General features: G+C 69.1%; 25 protein-coding genes and 3 tRNA genes. 24 read left to right on the top strand and 4 right to left on the bottom strand.

What is annotated here, in order from left to right:
- Positions 1 to 48: 48 nt before the first annotated feature.
- Together ACIA6A_RS26750 and ACIA6A_RS26745 are read right to left on the bottom strand one after the other, a co-directional pair.
- A complete protein-coding gene (locus ACIA6A_RS26750) occupies positions 49 to 594 on the bottom strand; it encodes a hypothetical protein (RefSeq protein WP_396100594.1) in 546 nt (181 codons plus the stop codon).
- A complete protein-coding gene (locus tag ACIA6A_RS26745; protein WP_396100593.1) occupies positions 587 to 922 on the bottom strand; it encodes a hypothetical protein in 336 nt (111 codons plus the stop codon). The genes ACIA6A_RS26750 and ACIA6A_RS26745 overlap by 8 nt, the downstream gene beginning before the upstream one ends.
- A gap of 180 nt (positions 923 to 1,102) precedes the next feature.
- Between ACIA6A_RS26745 and ACIA6A_RS26740 the strand changes: the two genes are divergently transcribed.
- The 16 genes from ACIA6A_RS26740 to ACIA6A_RS26665 all read left to right on the top strand — a co-directional run bounded on the left by ACIA6A_RS26740 (position 1,103) and on the right by ACIA6A_RS26665 (position 11,946).
- Positions 1,103 to 1,375: a DUF6284 family protein gene (locus ACIA6A_RS26740; protein WP_396100592.1), complete on the top strand. Its 273-nt coding sequence runs from the start codon at positions 1,103 to 1,105 to the stop codon at positions 1,373 to 1,375.
- The gene (locus ACIA6A_RS26735) at positions 1,375 to 2,235 is read left to right on the top strand and encodes an ABC transporter permease (RefSeq protein ID WP_396100591.1); all 861 of its coding nucleotides are present in this window, start codon (positions 1,375 to 1,377) and stop codon (positions 2,233 to 2,235) included. Before ACIA6A_RS26740 ends, ACIA6A_RS26735 begins: the two co-directional genes overlap by 1 nt.
- A 19-nt stretch (positions 2,236 to 2,254) precedes the next feature.
- On the top strand, positions 2,255 to 2,905 hold the full coding sequence (locus ACIA6A_RS26730) for an NUDIX domain-containing protein (RefSeq protein WP_396100590.1): 651 nt from the start codon (positions 2,255 to 2,257) through the stop codon (positions 2,903 to 2,905).
- Positions 2,906 to 3,139: 234 nt separating this feature from the next.
- On the top strand, positions 3,140 to 3,277 hold the full coding sequence (locus ACIA6A_RS26725; RefSeq protein ID WP_396100589.1) for a hypothetical protein: 138 nt from the start codon (positions 3,140 to 3,142) through the stop codon (positions 3,275 to 3,277).
- An 86-nt stretch (positions 3,278 to 3,363) separates the two neighbouring features.
- Positions 3,364 to 3,531 (top strand): hypothetical protein, encoded by a 168-nt coding sequence (locus tag ACIA6A_RS26720; RefSeq protein ID WP_396100588.1) that lies wholly within the window; start codon positions 3,364 to 3,366, stop codon positions 3,529 to 3,531.
- A gap of 128 nt (positions 3,532 to 3,659) precedes the next feature.
- Positions 3,660 to 3,818 carry a hypothetical protein gene (locus tag ACIA6A_RS26715; RefSeq protein WP_396100587.1) on the top strand — a complete coding sequence of 53 codons (159 nt, stop codon included), beginning with the start codon at positions 3,660 to 3,662 and terminating at the stop codon, positions 3,816 to 3,818.
- The gene (locus ACIA6A_RS26710) at positions 3,818 to 4,000 is read left to right on the top strand and encodes a hypothetical protein (RefSeq protein WP_396100586.1); all 183 of its coding nucleotides are present in this window, start codon (positions 3,818 to 3,820) and stop codon (positions 3,998 to 4,000) included. The genes ACIA6A_RS26715 and ACIA6A_RS26710 overlap by 1 nt, the downstream gene beginning before the upstream one ends.
- Before the next feature lie 98 nt (positions 4,001 to 4,098).
- A complete protein-coding gene (locus ACIA6A_RS26705) occupies positions 4,099 to 4,563 on the top strand; it encodes a DUF3307 domain-containing protein (RefSeq protein ID WP_396100585.1) in 465 nt (154 codons plus the stop codon).
- Between the two features lie 19 nt (positions 4,564 to 4,582).
- Complete coding sequence (locus ACIA6A_RS26700; RefSeq protein ID WP_396100584.1) at positions 4,583 to 6,760, top strand: cell division protein FtsK; 2,178 nt, start codon at positions 4,583 to 4,585, stop codon at positions 6,758 to 6,760.
- Positions 6,761 to 6,900: 140 nt separating this feature from the next.
- Complete coding sequence (locus ACIA6A_RS26695) at positions 6,901 to 7,149, top strand: hypothetical protein (RefSeq protein ID WP_396100583.1); 249 nt, start codon at positions 6,901 to 6,903, stop codon at positions 7,147 to 7,149.
- A gap of 24 nt (positions 7,150 to 7,173) precedes the next feature.
- Entirely contained in the window at positions 7,174 to 7,449 is a 276-nt protein-coding gene (locus ACIA6A_RS26690) for a hypothetical protein (protein WP_396100582.1), read from the top strand.
- Positions 7,449 to 7,820, top strand: a complete 372-nt coding sequence (locus ACIA6A_RS26685; protein ID WP_396100581.1) for an RRQRL motif-containing zinc-binding protein — start codon at positions 7,449 to 7,451, stop codon at positions 7,818 to 7,820. Before ACIA6A_RS26690 ends, ACIA6A_RS26685 begins: the two co-directional genes overlap by 1 nt.
- Complete coding sequence (locus tag ACIA6A_RS26680; RefSeq protein ID WP_396100580.1) at positions 7,817 to 9,001, top strand: bifunctional DNA primase/polymerase; 1,185 nt, start codon at positions 7,817 to 7,819, stop codon at positions 8,999 to 9,001. The genes ACIA6A_RS26685 and ACIA6A_RS26680 overlap by 4 nt, the downstream gene beginning before the upstream one ends.
- On the top strand, positions 8,998 to 10,098 hold the full coding sequence (locus ACIA6A_RS26675) for an AAA family ATPase (RefSeq protein ID WP_396100579.1): 1,101 nt from the start codon (positions 8,998 to 9,000) through the stop codon (positions 10,096 to 10,098). The genes ACIA6A_RS26680 and ACIA6A_RS26675 overlap by 4 nt, the downstream gene beginning before the upstream one ends.
- 229 nt (positions 10,099 to 10,327) lie before the next feature.
- Entirely contained in the window at positions 10,328 to 10,516 is a 189-nt protein-coding gene (locus ACIA6A_RS26670; RefSeq protein ID WP_396100578.1) for a helix-turn-helix transcriptional regulator, read from the top strand.
- Entirely contained in the window at positions 10,513 to 11,946 is a 1,434-nt protein-coding gene (locus tag ACIA6A_RS26665; RefSeq protein WP_396100577.1) for a tyrosine-type recombinase/integrase, read from the top strand. The genes ACIA6A_RS26670 and ACIA6A_RS26665 overlap by 4 nt, the downstream gene beginning before the upstream one ends.
- Positions 11,947 to 12,080: 134 nt before the next feature.
- Here the strand turns inward: ACIA6A_RS26665 and ACIA6A_RS26660 are convergent.
- Positions 12,081 to 12,161: transfer RNA gene (locus tag ACIA6A_RS26660), tRNA-Tyr, on the bottom strand.
- Between the two features lie 150 nt (positions 12,162 to 12,311).
- On the opposite strand from ACIA6A_RS26660, the gene ACIA6A_RS26655 reads away from it, so the two are divergent.
- The 3 genes from ACIA6A_RS26655 to ACIA6A_RS26645 are packed head-to-tail and all read left to right on the top strand — an operon-like array spanning position 12,312 to position 13,941.
- A complete protein-coding gene (locus ACIA6A_RS26655) occupies positions 12,312 to 12,806 on the top strand; it encodes a YajQ family cyclic di-GMP-binding protein (RefSeq protein ID WP_396100576.1) in 495 nt (164 codons plus the stop codon).
- Between the two features lie 30 nt (positions 12,807 to 12,836).
- Positions 12,837 to 13,121 (top strand): hypothetical protein, encoded by a 285-nt coding sequence (locus ACIA6A_RS26650; protein ID WP_396100575.1) that lies wholly within the window; start codon positions 12,837 to 12,839, stop codon positions 13,119 to 13,121.
- Positions 13,122 to 13,131: 10 nt separating this feature from the next.
- On the top strand, positions 13,132 to 13,941 hold the full coding sequence (locus tag ACIA6A_RS26645) for a sulfurtransferase (RefSeq protein ID WP_396100574.1): 810 nt from the start codon (positions 13,132 to 13,134) through the stop codon (positions 13,939 to 13,941).
- 4 nt (positions 13,942 to 13,945) lie between these two features.
- Here the strand turns inward: ACIA6A_RS26645 and ACIA6A_RS26640 are convergent, their stop codons facing one another.
- Positions 13,946 to 14,278 carry a hypothetical protein gene (locus ACIA6A_RS26640; RefSeq protein WP_396100573.1) on the bottom strand — a complete coding sequence of 111 codons (333 nt, stop codon included), beginning with the start codon at positions 14,276 to 14,278 and terminating at the stop codon, positions 13,946 to 13,948.
- A gap of 255 nt (positions 14,279 to 14,533) precedes the next feature.
- Between ACIA6A_RS26640 and ACIA6A_RS26635 the strand changes: the two genes are divergently transcribed.
- From ACIA6A_RS26635 to rpmG, 5 genes are all read left to right on the top strand, one after another.
- Positions 14,534 to 14,695 carry a hypothetical protein gene (locus ACIA6A_RS26635; protein ID WP_396100572.1) on the top strand — a complete coding sequence of 54 codons (162 nt, stop codon included), beginning with the start codon at positions 14,534 to 14,536 and terminating at the stop codon, positions 14,693 to 14,695.
- Positions 14,696 to 14,745: 50 nt separating this feature from the next.
- Positions 14,746 to 17,274 carry a putative bifunctional diguanylate cyclase/phosphodiesterase gene (locus ACIA6A_RS26630; RefSeq protein WP_396100571.1) on the top strand — a complete coding sequence of 843 codons (2,529 nt, stop codon included), beginning with the start codon at positions 14,746 to 14,748 and terminating at the stop codon, positions 17,272 to 17,274.
- Between the two features lie 103 nt (positions 17,275 to 17,377).
- Positions 17,378 to 17,453 (top strand) — tRNA-Thr (locus tag ACIA6A_RS26625).
- Positions 17,454 to 17,499: 46 nt separating this feature from the next.
- A tRNA-Met gene (locus ACIA6A_RS26620) sits at positions 17,500 to 17,572 on the top strand.
- Between the two features lie 131 nt (positions 17,573 to 17,703).
- Entirely contained in the window at positions 17,704 to 17,871 is a 168-nt protein-coding gene (gene rpmG, locus ACIA6A_RS26615; RefSeq protein WP_396100570.1) for a 50S ribosomal protein L33, read from the top strand.
- Positions 17,872 to 17,979: the final 108 nt, after the last annotated feature.

Genomic DNA, 17,979 nt, shown 5'->3' with positions numbered 1-17,979 from the left:
GCTAAGCGCTCGTCGGGGGACAGCGGGGACACGGGGGACAGCAGGGACTCAGTTCTCTTGCGTAGTCGCCTGAATCGGCGAGAGGTGCCGCTCGCCGTACATGCCAGCGAGCGCGGGTGCCAGGGGGAGCAGGTGCTCCCGGATGTGACCGGTCAGGGCAGCGGCGGCGGTCGCGTCGTGATCGATGAGGAACCGTAGGTGCCTGAGCGCGTGGAGCAGGACGTCGATGTAGCGCGGTGCGGGCGCCTCGTTGGCGGCGTTCGTCGGTGGCCGCCCCACCGCCTTGGCCAGGTCGAAATCGATGGGGAGGGCATCCGGCCACTCGTCACGGACGAAACCGGAGACCTCGACCACCGCGATGTAGGTCAGGATGACGCGCGGTCCGTCGACCCGCCATGACGTCGAGTGCAGAAGATTCGCTCCCGAGCTGGCATCGTGGCCGGCAATTTCTAGCTCTACCTCGGCGTGAGGCTCGCTGTCTGCGGGCACCGCGAGGGCGGGGCGCCATGCGTCCTGGCCGCTGAGCAGCCAGATACCGATCTGGTCTGCGGCAACGGGCCAGACCTCTACCCAGACCGCCATGTTCTCAGCCATCTTGATCAGCCTTTCCTTGCTGGCTCGACTTGGTGGAACGGATCAGTTGATCGGCGCGCGCTTTGGAGACGCCGATCCGGTTGGCAAGCGCGGCGAGGGACAGCTTCTCGGACTCGTAGATCCGTGCTGCCATGCGTGCGCGGAGCGCCGCAGCCTCGCCGACCAGGCCGTCAATCGCCTCTCGTAGCGCGGTCGCCTGCTCAAACGCGCGGTTCGGTTCCGGGATCTCCTCGACGGCCGCCATCGCAACCGCTGCGGACTCTCGAAGTCTGTTGAGGGCGTCGTCCAGGGCGCTACCTGGTGGTTCTCCATCGTCTCCTTGGCTCACGCCCTCAAGAGTACGGGAATCGTCTAGTCATCACTAGACATCGTGCACCCATGCCTGTACGGTTCAGGGCGTACAGAGATGGCTAAACGCCATCAAGTGCTTGCAGTAGACGGCCACGACGAGGGTGCAACCTCGCCGTGGCCTGTGCACCCGACGTCAGTCCCGCGAAGGAGCAACAAGGTGCAGGAGAAGGCTAGCTTTTGCGTGCCCGGAAACGGCCGCACTGACCGCGAACCGACACCCGAGGGCCTCGTCACGATCGAGGCCGTGTGGCCGCTGATCGAGGCCGACATGGACGTGTTGGACGCCGAGATCGCCCTGATCAACGCCGCCGACAACGGCGGCCCGACGGAGATTGACTGGCGGCGTCTGCGCCGGGCCGAGGCCCGTGCGCTTGCCGTCGCTGTTGAGCTGGCCGCGCCGCGTTCGACCGCTCTCAAGGCGGTGGCGTGATGACGGCGCCGACGCTGGCCCCGAGCGCGTACCCCTCCAAGGTCGAAGACCTCATCCCGGACGCGATCGAGCTTGCCAAGGACACGGGCAAGGTGCCGTCGCGGAACGCGCTGATGAAGGAGTTCCACATCGGTGTTCCTAAGGCCACCGCGCTGCGCGAGGCCCTGGACGAGCTTGCCAAGCAGGACGAAGAGCGGATGGAGCGGTTCCGGTACCAGCTCCAGCGCGGACGCAACGTGCCCGCCCCGGAACTGAAGCTGAGCAAGAGCGTCCCCGAGCTGGTATCCGAGTCCGAGGCCGTCACGGTGGTCTATCCGGAGATCACCATCCCGGACGCCGCGTCGCAGCTCAAACCCGTCGGACACCCGGACATCGACGCCGTACCCGCCGCCGAGCCCGCCGAGGCCGAGGTGGTTACGGAGGACGTGGAGGAACGGCGCCCGGTGGTGTGGCCGGTACTGATCCTGTGCCTGCCCGCGTTCGTGGCGATCTGGGCCGGGTGGGTCGAGATGGGCCGCCTGACCGGGTTCGGCAAAGTCACTCTGCTGCCGGGTATCTCGGACTTCCAGATCGACACGGCGATCACGCTGCCGATCGGTGTCGAGACCTACGCCGCGTACGCGTTGTGGGCGTGGCTGTCCGGTCGACTCCGTGGCCAGGCACGGCAGTTCGCTAAGTGGTCCGCGATCGCGTCTCTCGCGGTCGGGGCGTTGGGCCAGATCGCTTATCACCTGATGGCCGCCGCCGGGTGGGCCACCGCCCCGTGGCTGATCACCGCCATCGTCGCGTGCATCCCGGTCGCCGTCCTCGGTATGGGTGCCGCGCTGGCCCACCTCATGCACTCCGATCACGCAGCCTGAGCCGGACGGAGAACCCACGATGAACCGCACTTTCACCCACCCTGACGTGTTCACCATCGGCATCCGCGACGGCTGGGCCGACCCCGAGACCGACCCGACTCGCATCGACTGGATCGGCCGGCAGGAAGCGGCTGCGATCCCGTTCGAGGTGGTCGACGGGCGCCCAGTCAACCCGTGTGAGAGCACCGGTATCCGGTACGGCCGCAACGAGCTGGGTCACTGGGGTGAGGCCCTGGCCGCCGATGCACTCGTGACGGCTACCGACCGCGACGGGCACCGGTGGGTCGTGATGATCTGCCGCAGCGACGGGCACGGCTGGGCATTGCCCGGCGGGTTCGTCGACCCCGGTGAGACCCCGGGCGCCGCCGCGATCCGGGAGCTGGCCGAGGAAACCGGACTCCACATCCCTGGTTCGTTCTGGCAGTCGGCGCGCGCACGGTACGTCCCGGACCCGCGTGCCAGCGATGAGGCATGGATGGTCACCGTCCTGGCCCACGTCGACCTCGGCATCCCGAACGAGTTGCCGGAGGTCATCGGCAGCGACGACGCGGCCTGCGCGGCATGGCTGCCGGTCGATGACTACCGCACCCTCGACGTCTTTCTCGGCTACCTCGGCGGCGTGGTGTTTCCCGCACACCGCCGGATGCTCGCCGACGCTCTCGGCCAGTAGCTCCGCCCGGTGACGCGGCCCCTACCGCCAAGCAAGCGCCGCGTCACCGGTCTCCCCCTGCATCCGTGAAGACCTCAGGAGAGGCACCCAGTATGACCGCTCGCAAGCTGGTCCCCGTCACCTACTCCCAGTGTGGGCACACCGACATGGTGGCCCAGAGCAGTTGCCCGCCGCGTTGCTCGCGTGGGTGTGACGCGCTGCGTCCGCAGCACCGTAAGGGCTGGGGTAAGGGCCGTGGCTGACCTGGAGGGTTGCCGGGCCGGGAAGACCCCGCCGCCCGAACGCCTCGCCCGGCGCCTCGCCGACCGGGAGGCCGCCCGCGTCGAGTTGCACCGCGAGTCCGACGAACGACTCAAGAACCGCCACCGCTGACCGCCACGGTGCGGAATCCGTTGCCCTGTAACGGGTTCCGTGCGGTGGCCGCCAGATCGGCGAGCCTGGACAGGAGATCACCTCCCATGAGCAGCGACAAGAAGCACGAACTGCGCGTCACGTACGCCGATGGTAAGAGCCGCAAGGTCGCCGAGTCCCACGACGCCGGCAAGCTGCGCGACCAGGAACGCGACCTGCGTTCCCGGCGGGTGACCGGTTCGTCGACCTCCTACACCGTGCGCAAGAAGAGCTGAGCCCCGGTGAACCGCAGGGAGCACCAGGCCGCGAACGCCGAGCACTGGCGGCGTAAAGGCCAGCAAACCCGAGACGCCGAACGCCGGGCCGCAGAACGCGAACAGCAGAAGAAGGAGACCGGTCGCTGATGCCGAAACGCGAGTACAGCCACGGCACCACCAGCAAGGGCCGCCCGAAGGTGGTCGAGACGACTCAGCCTCGGCACCGGCGCGGCTACGACCCCGAGTACGACGTCGTGACCTTCACCGAGGGCCCGATCGCCCGCCTGTTCGGAAGGAAACGCTGATGGGTGCCATCGCTAAAGCCAAGAACCTGCTCACCCGCTGTGCCCCGTGCAAGGGCACCGGCCAGATCCCGTTCTACCTGCAGGGCAACAACCCCGTGCTCGACCGCAACGGCCGTCAGGTCGCCGATACGCAGTGCATGACGTTCAGGCCCTGCCCCACGTGCGGAGGTCGAAGGGGCTGACCCCGCCCGGAGCACGGCCTCACGGTTTCGCAGGCCCCACGGCCGTGCTCCGGCCTCACCCCTCAGCCCCATTTTCCAGACCTCAGGAGAGACCACTGATGCTGCCAGACACCACCGCCCACGTCGCCACATTCACTGCTGTGTTCGTCGCCCTGTTCGTCGCTCACCAGCTCGCCGACCACTGGATCCAAACGCAGCACCAGGCAGACCACAAAGGCGACCGGGGGTGGGTCGGACGCCTCGCCTGTGCCGCCCACGTCGCCTCCTACACGGTGACCTCGCTGCTGGCCCTGCTTGCCTTGCCGCTGTTCCTCGGCCTGGCGCTGAGCCCCGGCCGGGTCGCTGCCGGACTGCTGATCTCAGCGGTCACGCACTACATCGCCGACCGGCGCACCCCGCTCAAGCGCCTCGCGGAAGCGATCGGCTCCGGTCCGCTGCACGCCCTCGGCGTCCCTCGTGAGGGCCGCGATGACAACCCCTCGCTCGGCACCGGCTCGTACGCCCTGGACCAGTCCTTTCACTACCTGTTCCTGTTCGTCGCCGCCCTCGTGATCGCCGCCTGAGACCGGAGGTATGGACACCATGAGCACCCACCCCCACCACGACCCCGACGACTTCGACGCCATCGAGGCCGAGGTGGTCGACCTGGAAGCCGCCCGTACCCGCCGCACTGGCGCGACGCCCGCCCCGGCCCCGGCCGACACCGACGACACGGACGCCGAGACCGTGGACGAGACCCCGGACGTCGATGGCGGCCCGGTCGACACGGTCGAGGACATCCCGCACGAGATCCAGCTTCGCCAGCGTGAGCGCCGGCCGATCCTGGCCGACTGGGCACGCTCCGGTCGCGCGCTCAAGGCCGCTGCCAAGCACCAGAGCAAGGACGCCGGGTACGTCGCCGCTTACCACGGGGTGCGCCTGCCCAAGTACGCCGCCAAGACGGCCCTGTGGGCGCCGGTCGGGCTGTTCCGTGGCCTCGGTCAGGCCCTGCACTGGGCTCGCGCGGAGGAGGGCAACTGGCACTTGCGGCAGGCTGCCGCGTCCCGGTCATCGTCGACGGATATCGACCAGTGGCTCAAGCTCGACGCCCGCCGCCAGCGGCAGAGCACCTGGCGGTGGTGGGTCCTGGCGTTCTTCACGGCCCTGATCGTCACCGGGGGAATCGTGCTCGCGTTCGGCCCGGTGTGGTGGCGGTGGGTCGCCCTCGCCGCCGTAATCCCGTTCCTGGCCACCCGGGGCCGCCCGGCGGACAAGCCGCTCACCGACCGGGTGTCCGAGGGCACCCGCTACCGCAAGCTCACCGCCGACCTCGTCCGCCGGGCGCTGACCTCGCTCCAGATGGCCGCCATCAACTCGGCGGTGGCCAAGGACGCCAAGGCGATCAGCTTCCCCATGGACATCCACCGTGACGGCCCCGGACACCTCGCCATCGTGGATCTGCCGTATGGCGTGGAAGCCTCCGAGGTGATCGCCCGGCGCGGCAAGCTCGCTTCCGCGATGCGTCTGCCGCTGGATCAGGTGTGGCCCGAACCGGCGCCCGGTCACACTGGCCGCCTGGCGCTGTGGGTGGGCTACGAGCCCGCGTCGCAGATGAAGGCCCCGGCATGGCCGCTGCTGTCCGAGAGCGCCAAGGTCGACGTGTTCAAGCCGTTCGCGTTTGCCACCACACCTCGGCTCGACACGGTGAGCGTGGATCTGATGTACCGCAACTTCCTGTTCGGTGGTCAGCCCGGCTCCGGTAAGACGTTCGCCCTGCGCGACCTGGTGCTCGCCGCCGCGCTGGACCCGCGTACGGAGATCCGGGGCTACGAACTCAAGGGTGTCGGTGACTTCGCCGTCCTGGAGTCCGTGATGGCTGAGTACGGCAACGGCTTCGATGACGACACCCTGGCCAAGGCGTTCGGGTTCATCGAGTGGCTGTACGAGGAGGCCCGCCGCCGGTCGAAGCGCATCGAGCACTACGCCCGGCTTGGCAAGGCCCCGGAGAACAAGGTCACGCCCGAGCTCGCGTCGCTCAAGGGCTCCGGGCTGCACCCCCTGGTTGCCTGGTTCGATGAGCTGCAAGAGCTGATGACCAGCAAGTACGGCAAGGAAGCCGGGGAAATCCTGGAGAAGGTCATCAAGCTCGGCCGGGCCCTCGGCATCATCATCCTGATCGGGACCCAGATCCCGGACAAGGACAGCCTGCCGACCGGGATCACCCGGAACGTCAACTCCCGGTTCTGCCTGTCGGTAGCTGACCAGACCGCGAACGACATGATCCTGGGCACCTCGGCCTACAAGCAGGGCTACCGGGCCACCGTCTTCCAGCCCAAGGAAGAAGCCGGGTGGGGCATCCTCAAGGGCTTCGACCAGGTCCAAGCCGTGCGGTCGTACTACGTCGACACCAACGCCGCCGCCCGCATCGTGGCCCGTGCCGTCGCCCTGCGCACTTCGGTCGGCAACATCCCCACCTTCCCCGCCGAACGCGAAACCGGCCCGCAGCACAGCGTGCTGGACGACCTGGCCCGGGTCTGGTCCGGGGATGAGAAGTCGGCGTGGAACGAGACGCTGTGCGCGTCGCTGGCCGAGCTGCGCCCGGACGTCTACGGCGGGTGGGAAGCCGCTCAGCTCACCACCGCGCTGAAGCCGTATACCGCGATCAAGGTCGCCGACGTCGGCAAGCGCATCGACGGCAAGCCGGTCACCCGGCGCGGCATCCGGCATACCGATCTCCTCGCCGCCATTGCGGAGCGTGACCGCAAGCGCTCCAACGACTGAGGTCACCAGGGCTGCTAGCGCTAGCACCCCGAGCTGCTAGCGCTAGCAGACCCGCTAGCACCTGATCAAGATCCTGAGCTGCCCGCTAGTAGATAGCAGCTCACGGCCCCGCACACCCAAAAATCGGCCCGGAGGCTGTTGTGGACCCCCACGTCATCACTGCTAGTGCCCTCATCCTCGCCCTACTCGCGCTCACCCTCGGTTACGCCGTCGCGTGTTGGATCTGGCCGTTCAAGAACTGCCGCAAGTGCGACGGCCTCGGCAAGAAGCGCTCCCCGTCCGGTCGCGCGTTCCGGCTCTGCCGCCGCTGCTCGGGCACCGGGCGCCGGATGCGGGCCGGGCGCTGGATCTACAACCACCTGTCCAGCATCCGCCGGGCCTCCCGCTAACCCGCCTGTCGAAAGGGAACCGCCGTGAGCCTGCTCGACCGTATCGCCGATCGCATCCACGCCCGCCACGACGACGACGCCCGCGCCCAGGGACTCACCGTCACCCGCCTGCCCGGCGGGCGCCGCCAGATCGGCCACCCCGACCTGCCCGCCATGTTAGAGGCCCGCCGCCGCCGCGCCATCGCTAACGGCCTGGACATCGCTGACCGGCTGAGCCTCGACGCGGGCACCCTCGCCGCGCTCGACGCCACCGCCGCCCGGATGGCCGCCGAGCGGCAGCACGCCGAGCGGGCCGCCTGATGTCGCGCGTCCGGGCCGCCTACTTCGATCCCGAGGGCACCCGGTACGGCCTGCCGACTTTCTGGTGGGGAGGTGCCCCGGCCGACTACGCCACCCGTAGACAGCTCCGGGCGCGCGGCCTACGCCCCGGTGGGCAGCCGATCGCCGCACAGATCCTCTGGCGCGGTATCGGCGGCACCCGGGCGGCCTACCTCTACCGCCTCGACCTGGCCCGCCCGAAACGGCCGGCAACCCCGGGCCAGCTCCGCGCGGTCCGGGCCGCGCTTCGCGCTCGGCGGACCTGCCGGGTCTGCGGTGAGCTGCGGCCCTACTACATCCCGCGCTCGCTCGGCGAGTGCCTGACCTGCCACGACGAACGGCCGGGCCAGTGAGCGGCGGGCACTGGATCGCCGCGAGTAAGGCCCGCGGCCGCCTGGTCTCGACCAGCGAGCCGTACCCGCACCTCTGCGACCGGACAGTCGCTGCCGAGGACACCGTCTCCGGCCAGCCGTTGCGAGTCGCCCGGTGGGAGAGAGCCCGCTACTGCGCGGCCTGCGCCCACGACACGTACCTGCGCGAGCACCCCGCCACACCCGAGATCAGGAGGCCGGATCCTATGCACAGCAACGAAAAATTCCGCGATGTCGCCCTCGCCGCCGCCGCGCGCGGCTGGTACGTCTTCCCGCTGCGGCCCGACGACAAGCGGCCCGCGTTCCCTGATCACCCGGCCGACGCGTGCCCCGGCCGTGACCCGCGCTGCCGGACCGGGCACACCGGCTGGGAGACCCGTGCCACCACCGACCCCGACCGGATCCGGCGTGGCTGGGCCACCACCGCGTACGGCGTCGGTATCGCCTGCGGCCCGTCCGGGCTGGTCGTGATCGACCTGGACACGCCGAAAGATGGGCAGACCCCGCCCGCGGAATGGTCGGATCCGTTGTGCCGCAACGGTTCTGACGTGTTCGGCCTGCTCTGCGCCCAACATGATGACGACGGGGCGCCGCAGGCGTGGAACACCTACACCGTCACGACTGGGCGGGGCGGCACCCACCTCTACTACCGGCACCCGACCAGCGGCCCGGCACTGCGGAACACGGCGGGGGAGCGCGGGAACGGCCTCGGGTGGCTGATCGACACCCGCGCCCACGGCGGGTACGTCGTGGCCGCAGGCTCGACCGTCGCGGGACGCCCGTACACGATCGCCCGAGGCGCCGAGGTCGCCGCGCTGCCCGGATGGCTCGCCGACCGGCTCGCCCCCGCCCCGCTGCCCGCCCAACGGCCCGTCGTGGTGGACTTGCCGACCGGCCGGGCCGGGGCTTACCTGGACGCCGCGATCAACAGCCAGCTCGACCACCTGCGACGGGCCGCCGAGGGCGAGCGCAACCACACGCTCTACCGCTCGGCGATCGCGCTCGGCCAGCTCGCCGCCGGGGGAGCGCTACCCGTCGACCAAGCCGCCCACCTACTCGAACAGGCCGCGTTGTCGATCGGGCTGAGCGAGTTCGAGACCCGGCGCACGATCCGCTCCGGCCTGGCCGCTGGCGCGAAGCGCCCCCGGACGGTCGCCGCGTGAGCGCCGTGCCGGCCGAACGGCCCCACCTTCACGTGGCCGGACCCGACGACGCCGCCGAGGTCCTCTCACCCGCGCCGAAGCAGCCCGGACGGATCCGCACCTCGTGGACCGCTGCCGACATCATGGCCATGGAGTTCGCCCCGCCGAAATGGGCCGTGCCCGGGGTGCTGTCCGAAGGCGTCAACCTGCTGTGCGGGCCGCCCAAGGTCGGCAAGTCCTGGATGTCGCTCGGCCTCGGCCTGGACGTGGCCATGGGCGGGAAAGCGTTCGGTGCCATCGACGTCGACCCGGGGCCGGTGCTCTACCTCGCCCTGGAGGACACCGCCCGCCGCTTGCAGAACCGGCTCGGCAAGGTGCTCGCCGGACGGCCCGCCCCGGCCGCGCTGACCCTCGCTACCGAGTGCCCGCCGCTGCCGCAGGGCGGGGCTCAAGCCATCGCCGCATGGCTCGACCGGCACCGCGACGCCCGAATGGTCATCATCGACGTGTTCGCCAAACTGCGCGGCAACTCCGCCCCCGGCGACTCGGCGTACGACGCGGACTACAAGGCCGTGGGCCGGGCAAAGCAGGTCGCCGATGACTACGGCGTCGCGTTCGTGCTGGTCCATCACGTGCGCAAGGCCGGATCCGACGACTTCCTCACCGAAGTGAGCGGCACCAACGGCCTCGCCGGGGCCGCCGACGCCACGCTCGTGCTCAAGCGGGCACGCAACCAGGGCGACGGCGTGCTGCACGTAACCGGCCGCGACGTCGACGAGGCCGAGTACGCGCTGAGCTTCGACGCTGACGCGGGCGCGTGGCAGATGCTCGACGGCCCGGCCGGGGACCACCAGCTCGGCGAGACCCGGGCGAAGATCCTGCGGTGGCTTCGTACCACACCCGGCAGTGCCCCCACCGCCATCGCCGCCGGGGTCGGGCTGAGCTACGACAACGTGAAGCGGACCTGTCAGCGGATGCTCGCCGACGGCCAGCTCGCCGCCGACACCGGCGGCCGGTACCGAGTCCCCGGTGTCCCTGCTGTCCCCGGTGTCCCCGAACCGTCCGTGAGCAGGGAAAACGACGGGGACACCCCGGGGACAGCCGGTCCGTGGACGTGAGGCTGACAGAACAGCTGAAACAGGCACGATCTCTGCTGTTTCAGCTCACTTGCCTACAGAACCCCTCAGTAGGGCGAGATCTTGGCTCAGCGGGGCTCTCAACGGCCCGCCGTACGGCTCTCATTCGAGCGCCTACCCGCACCCACCACTGGACAGGCCCGAGGTCTTAAAGGTCCGTCACCACGATGCTCGCAGCCCTGCAACACCCCGCCAAGGGAGGCCGGACCCGATGGCACGCAACTTCCTCACCCTGACTGACTTCCTCGCCGAGCTGGACGTCCCTAAGTCGACCTTCTTCCGCTGGAAGGCCCTCGGCCAAGCACCCCGCACCTACAAGCTGCCCAACGGGCAGCTGCGCATCCGCCGCACCGACTTCGACGCATGGCTGTCTACCCGAGAGGAGCCGCAAGCCGCATGAACACCACCTATGACGTGCGCCTCTGGGCTATCCGTGAGCACAAAGGCAAGGACCGTACAACGGGCAAGGCGCGGAGCACGTACCGCGTGCGTTGGTTGGTCGCGGGGGAGGAGTTCGGCGAGACCTTCCAGACGCGGGCGCTCGCCGAGAGCTTCCGGGCAAAGCTGATCACCGCGCAACGCGAAGGCGTGGCCTTCGATGTGGCGAGCGGCCTGCCCGAACCGATGGCTCGTGAGCTGAATAGCCGGTCGTGGCTCGAACACGCGATCGCTTACGTCGACATGAAGTGGCCGGGTTCCTCCGCCCATCACCGCAAGGGCATCGCCGAGACGCTGACCGGGGCCACGATGGCTCTGCTGTCGAGCACGGGGCGCTCGCCGGTTCCGGACGCCACGCTCCGCCGGGCGCTCGGGACTTACCTGTTCGTCAAGCCGCGCCGGGACGCTGGGCCGCCACCGGACGGTCTGGCAACGGCGGTCGCGTGGTTGCACAAGAACACGGTCAAGATCGCCGCGTTGGAAGAGGCCGCGCTAGTCCGTAAGGTGCTTGACGCCCTGGCCCTGAAGCTCGACGGTACGGCTGCGGGGGCCAGCACGGTCGCCCGGAAGCGGGCGGTATTCAGCGGCACGCTGAGGCACGCTCTCGAAGAGGGCCACCTCAACTCACACCCGATGAAGCGGGTGAAGTGGATCGCCCCCAAGAAAGACGACGCAATCGACCGGCGCCAGGTCGCCAACCCCGACCAGGCGGACAGAGTGCTCGCTGCGGTCCGGACCAAGTGGCCCGAGCTGGCGGCGATGTACGAGTCGATGTATCGAGCTGGACTCCGGCCGGAGGAGGCGCTCGGCCTGCTCAAGCACCAGTACGAGCGTCCGAAAGTGGAAGGCGAGTGGGGGTGGCTCCACCTCGGCGGAGCCACGACCGAGGTAGGCACAGCCTGGACCGACGATGGCAAGGTTCACGAACACCGACCGCTCAAGCACCGGTCGAAGGACACCGTCCGTCCCGTGCCGGCCGAACCGGCTCTCTGCCGGGCGCTCGACTGGCACATCGAGAACTTCCCGCCGGGGCTGGACGGCCGCCTGTTCGTCACCCGACGCGGTCCCGGCGGGAAGTACAAACCGACCAGGGGACAGCCGGTCACGGCAAACGCTCGCTCGAACGCCTGGCGCGCTGCACGCGAGGCAGCTCTCACCCCCGATGAACTGGCCGCCGGGATCGCGCCCGACCCGTACAGCCTCCGGCACGCGTGTGTGTCGACCCAGCTCAACGCGGGGGTTTCGCCGACTCTGGTCGCCGAGTGGGCGGGCCACAGCATCGCGGTTCTCTTCAAGATCTACGCCAAGTGCCTCTATGGGGAGGAAAAGGAAGCCTTCCGCCGCATGGACGCCTTCCGGGCTGGGCAGGCAGCGACACTCCGAGCCGCGTGACCCGGCCGGGAAACTTTGCCGCGCATTTGCCGTGACGAGTGAGATCGACCTGTCCCGAGTGAGACTCAGTGGGACAAACGAAGAAGGCCCCTCACCGCTGTTTCAGCTGGTGAGGGGCCTTAACTTACTGCCTGTGGCGGGTAGAGGATTCGAACCTCTGTAGCTTTCGCGACGGATTTACAGTCCGCTCCCATTGGCCGCTCGGGCAACCCGCCTGGGCGTCGCCGTCTCGGTCTCCCTCAACAGCGGACAACAGAATAGCCTTAGCGCCGACCGGTTCCGCAACCGGGTACGGTCGGCATGTCGGGGGTCCTGTTGGGGCCCTCGCGGACATCGATACGTGGCCCAGTAGTTGGAGTCTGATCATGGCAGCCAGCCCGTCGTTCGACATCGTGAGCAAGGTTGACGGCCAGGAGGTGGACAACGCCTTCCACCAGACGGAGAAGGAGCTCGGCACCCGGTTCGACTTCCGGGGGACCGCGACCTCCGTCGAGAAGTCGGGGGAGAACGGCGTCACCATCACCTCCGAGACCGAGGAGCGGGTCGTCGCCGCGCTCGACGTCTACAAGGAGAAGCTGGTCAAGCGGAACATCTCGCTGAAGTCGCTGGACGCCGGCGAGCCCCGGCAGTCCGGCAAGACCTACAAGATCGACTGCAAGGTGATCGAGGGGATCGAGACCGACAAGGCGAAGGCGATCAGCAAGAAGATCCGCGACGAGGGCCCCAAGGGTGTGCAGGCGCAGATCCAGGGCGACCAGCTGCGGGTCACCGGCAAGAAGCGCGACGACCTACAGGCCGTGATCGCCCTGCTCAAGGCGGAGGACTTCGGCGTCGCCCTGCAGTTCACGAACTACCGGTAACCCCGGCGCCGGCGGCGCAGACTGAGGGGCATGGAACTAGGTGCGGTGATCGGCCTGGTGCTGGCGCTCTTCGGGGTGACACTCCTGGTCACCGGTCGCGGTCCGGCGGTGATCCTGCGCAATTTTCCCCGGGTCCGTGACGCCGGCCTCTACCACCTGTTGTTCGGGGTGGCAGTGCTGATGATGGTGCTGGGGCAGGGCATGCTCTCCGGGGCGGCGCGCGTGGTGTGCAGTGCGGGGGGCCTCGTCCTCGTTGTTTTTGCCTTGATCAGATACCGCCCCCGGCGCATCGAGCGGCGGGAGAACCAGAGGTAGGGGTGCCTTCGTGATCGATCCGGTCGTCGACCTTCAGTGGGTGCGGGAGCGTGGGGACCGGGTCGTCCTCGCCGACGTGCGGTGGTATCTGGACGGGCGGTCGGGGCGGGACGCGTACGTGGAAGGTCACCTGCCCGGCGCCGTCTTCATCGACCTGGACCGGTGGCTGGCCGGCCCGGCCTCGCCGGACGAGGGCCGGCATCCGCTCCCGGATCCCGCGGTGTTCGCCGAGGGGATGGCCGCCGCCGGCATCGGCGATCAGGACATGGTCATCGCGTACGACGACGCGGGCGGCACCACGGCCGCCCGTCTCGTCTGGATGTTGCGGGCGACGGGGCACGAGGCGGCCCTGCTCGACGGCGGCCTGGCCGCGTACCCGGGAGGTCTGGTGAGCGGACCGCCCACCAGGAGCCCGGCGGAGTTCGCGGCCCGGCCCTGGCCGGAGTCGCGGCTGGCGAGCCTGGACGAGGCGGCCGGGGGTAAGGCCGTCGTGCTGGACGCCCGGGACGGCGCGCGGTTCCGTGGCGAGGTCGAGCCGGTCGATCCGCGGCCGGGGCACATCCCGGGCGCGCACAGTCTGCCGTGCCGGGAGAACCTCGACGAGAGCGGCCGTTTTCTGCCGGTGGCGCAGCTGCGGGAGCGGTTCGCCGCGGTGGGCGTCACCGAGGACGCCGATGTCATCTCTTACTGCGGCTCGGGTGTGACGGCTTGTCACAACCTGCTCGCGCTGGAGTACGCGGGTCTCGGCACCGGGCGGCTGTACCCCGGTTCCTGGTCGCAGTACAGCGCCACGGACCGGGCGGCCGCGACCGGGGCGTGAGGGGTCAGGCGCCGCCGGTCTTGCCGGCCTCGTCCTCGGCCCAGCGGTGGTGGGATTCCCACGCCGCCTGCTTGCTGGTGCCCAGCGCCGCGCCGATCTGGGTCCAGGACGCTCCGGCGCCGCGGGCCGAGCGGACCATGGGCTGGCGCCCGTATCCGGCCTTGCGGCTCACCACCTCGCTGAGGGCGAGGAGTTCCAGCGTCTCGTCCCGGGAGAGCGGCGCGGCGTGGTCGTCGCCGGCCACCGACGCGAGAGCGTCCCGCATCCTCAACTCGTCGTAACGCGTTGTGGCGGTGGAGAGCGTGTGCTGTTGCTCCAGTTCGTCAGGAGTAGTCATGTCTTCACTGTTGCGTCAAGAATTCCTGACGTCAACACAGCCTGACGATGGGGATCGAATTGGCCTCACATCTCCTGCTAAATCGGACTCAAAGCCGCCAATTTTCCGGGATGAGAGACGGTCTGTACCTCAGCCGTTCAGCCAAGATTTCCGGAGATGCGGTCCCGACCCGCCGATCGACGCTGTCTGACGCACATTCGGTGTGGCACCATCATGAAACCCCACCCGAAGCACGCTTTCGTACTAGGAGCCAACATGTCTGCAAGGAAGCTGGGCCGCCTCGCAGGCTTGGTTTTCGTGCTTGCCGCGTTCGTCGGCGGCGTGGTCACGACTTCCGTTCAGTCCGGGGCTGACAGTTCTGCAACCAGCACCGAGGCGACCAAGAACATCCGGCTGATCGACGTCATCTGGGAGTGATCCCCGGCCGTTCTCCGATCGCGTGGAATGCTGACTGACCAGGGAGCACAATGTCCGGGCGACCGTCTGCACCACGCCGCTCGGGGGACTATGCGTGGCTTATCACCAGCCCGCTCGCGCTGTTCGCGGCGGTCTGTCTGGCACTTTATTGGGCCGCTGATCCCGGTTGGTATTCCGACTGGGTCGGCGGCCTGCTGGTTTTAGCGGGGTTCGTCCTCGCACACGTCACCGTGCTCAACGTCGTCATCCGGCGGCAGGCGTTCTTCGTCTCGCTGACCGAGATACCGCTGACCCTGGGCGTCTTCTTCCTCCCGCCGGTGACGGTGATCATCGCGTTCACGCTCGCCACCCTCGTCACCCAGGTGCGGGCCCGGATGGACGCGACGAAGATGTCCTTCAACGTCGCGAAGTCGGCCGCCAGCGCCGCCGCGGCCCTGGTGGTCCTGTCCGCGCTGCCCCGGATCACCGACGCCGGGCCGGGCTCCTGGGCGATCCTCCTCACCGCCGTCGGCACGTCCGCGGTCGTCAACTACGCCGCGTACGCCGGTGTCATCACCGCGGTCCAGGGCCGCAGAGCCGGCCAGGAGGCGCTGCGCGCCAGCACCCGGATCCTCGTGACCGCGGCCATCAACATCGTCATCGGTCTGGTCTTCCTCGTGGTGCTCGCCGCCACCTGGTGGGGCGCGGCCCTGCTCGGCGTCCTGGTCGTCGCCCTGGCCCTGGTGCTCCGGTCGTTCGCCGAGTTCTTCCGTCAGCACCAGACCCTCAGCGAGGTGTACGAACTGACCCGGGCGCTGCGCGAGCAGGGCACCGACGGCAACCTCCCCGACGTCCTCCTCGAGCGGGTCCGGGCCCTGATGCGGGCCGAGTACGCGACGCTCTGGCTGCCCGCGCAGGGGCGGCACCCGGAGGTGCTGCTGACCTCCAGGGTGGACGGCAAGGGGCTGCTCGACATCTCACCGACCCCGATCGCGGTCCGGGACAAGGGCGCCACCGCCGGGCGCACGCTGGCCGTCGGCAGCCGGTTCGTGGAGAACGCCGAACTGCGGCCGTACCTCCGGGCCGGCAAGATCAAGGACGTCATCGTGGTGCCGCTGCGCTCCGGGCAGGCCACAGTGGGCAGCCTGGAGGTCGTCAACCGGCTCGGGGACACCAGGACGTTCCGCGACGCCGACGTGCAGGTGCTCGAGACGGTCGCCGCCCACGCGGCGGTCGCGGTGGAGAATGCCCGGCTGGTCGAACGGCTCCGATATGACGCCTATCACGATCGGCTGACCTCGCTGCCCAACCGGCGGCGGGTCACCGACGCGCTCGCCGAGTCCGTCAAGGTGCGCGCGCCGGGGGAGATCGTCGCCGTCATGCTCTTCGACGTGGACGGCCTGCGCGACGTCAACGAGTCGATGGGGCACGCCAACGGCGACAAGCTGCTGGCCGAGGTCGCCGAGCGGCTGCGGGGGATCGCCGGACCGGGGGCGCTGGTCGGCCGGATCGGCGGCGACGAGTTCGTGGTCACGCTGCGGGCCGAGAGCACCGAGGAAGCGGTCCGGCTAGCCACGGAGATCCGTGAGCAGCTCCGCGGCCCGATGGTCGTGGGTTCGCTCACCCTCGATGTGGACACCGCCTCCGGGGTGGTCGTCCACCCGGACCACGGCGACGACCCCGACGCTCTGCTGCGCCGCGCCGAGCTGGCTGCCAACGCGGCCAAGGCGCTCCCGTACGGCGTCCAGCTGTTCCATCCCGCCCTGGAGTCCCGGGCGATCCGCAGGCTCGGTCTGGCGGCCGATCTGCGCCGCGCGCTGGACGCGGGGGAGCTCGAGGTCCATTTCCAGCCCAAGGTGTCCATCCGGGACCGGCATCTGATCGGTGTCGAATGTCTCGCCCGCTGGCAGCACCCGGCCCACGGCGAGGTGTCGCCGGAGGACTTCGTCGCGGTGGCCGAGCACACCGGTCAGCTGCACCGGCTCACCGAGGTCGTACTGAGCGAGGGCCTGCGGCACTGCCGGGAGTGGGCGGACGCCGGCCGGCCGCTCTCCATCTCGGTCAACCTGTCGGTGCGCACGCTGCTCGACCCGCGGTTCCCGGATCTGGTCGAGGGACTGCTCAAGAGCTATCAGGTGCCGGCCGGTCAGGTGACGTTCGAGGTTTCCGAGCCGGGCATGCTCGGTGAGATCGACCGCGCGCTGCCGACCCTCTACCGCCTGCGGGACCTGGGCGTCCGGCTCTCGGTCGACGATTTCGGTACGGGCGCCTCGTCACTGTCCTACCTCCGGCGGCTGCCCGTGCACGAGGTCAAGATCGATGACAGCTTCGTGCAGGGCATGGCGACCGACTCGGGTGATCTGGCCATCGTGCGGGCCGTGATCGGGCTCTCCCGGGAGTTCGGCCTGACCGTGGTGGCCGAGGGGGTCGAGAGCGAGTTGACCCTGGACCTGCTCGCCGAGCTCGGCTGCGAGATCGGGCAGGGCTATTTCTTCAGCCGGCCGCTCCCGGTGGAGCGGCTGAACATGTGGTTGAGCGCGCAGACCGAGCCCGAGGAAACTCCCACCGGAGAAGTCCGCCGGCTTCGCGCCGTTGGCTGAGCACCGCTCTGACCAGGGATTTCGCCGCGCCGGGATACCGATTTCACCTGCGCACCCGAGCCGTGTAAGCTTCTGTCTGCGCAACAACGCAAGCGATGTGCGCGCCCCCTTAGCTCAGTCGGCAGAGCGTCTCCATGGTAAGGAGAAGGTCTACGGTTCGATTCCGTAAGGGGGCTCCAACCGGGTTCGTGATCCGCCCTCAGGCGCGGTATTTCAGCCTGGCTCGGCGGTGTAGCTCAGATGGCAGAGCAAGCGGCTCATAATCGCTGTGTCGCCGGTTCAAGTCCGGCCACCGCTACTGTGGTCCGGGATTCGTCCCGGGCTGCCGTGCTAACCCGGGCTCTTGTCCGGCGTTTTGCATGTCCGCGTGGAAATCGTCTACGCTGGCTCGTCAGTAGTAAAGTTCCGTGAGCAGGAAGGCACCCCGCCGTGGCCAAGGCGACCGACGTCCGTCCCAAGATCACCTTGGCGTGTACGGAGTGCAAGGAGCGCAACTACATCACGCGCAAGAACCGCCGTAACGACCCGGACCGCATCGAGCTGAAGAAGTTCTGCGCCCGGGACGGAAAGCACACTCTGCACCGCGAGACCCGCTAAGTCTTCGTCAAGGACGGCGGCCCCCGATTTCGGGCGGCCGCCGTTTTTGCATTTACCGTGCAGATACGCCGACCCGGGGTCTGCCCCGGCCGGAAGTTACAGGGTAGT

The organism is Actinoplanes sp. NPDC051494, from assembly GCF_044454705.1.
GTDB lineage: Bacteria > Actinomycetota > Actinomycetes > Mycobacteriales > Micromonosporaceae > Actinoplanes.
Note: the sequence above shows the minus strand (reverse complement) of the source record. Positions and strands in the feature narration are given on the sequence as shown.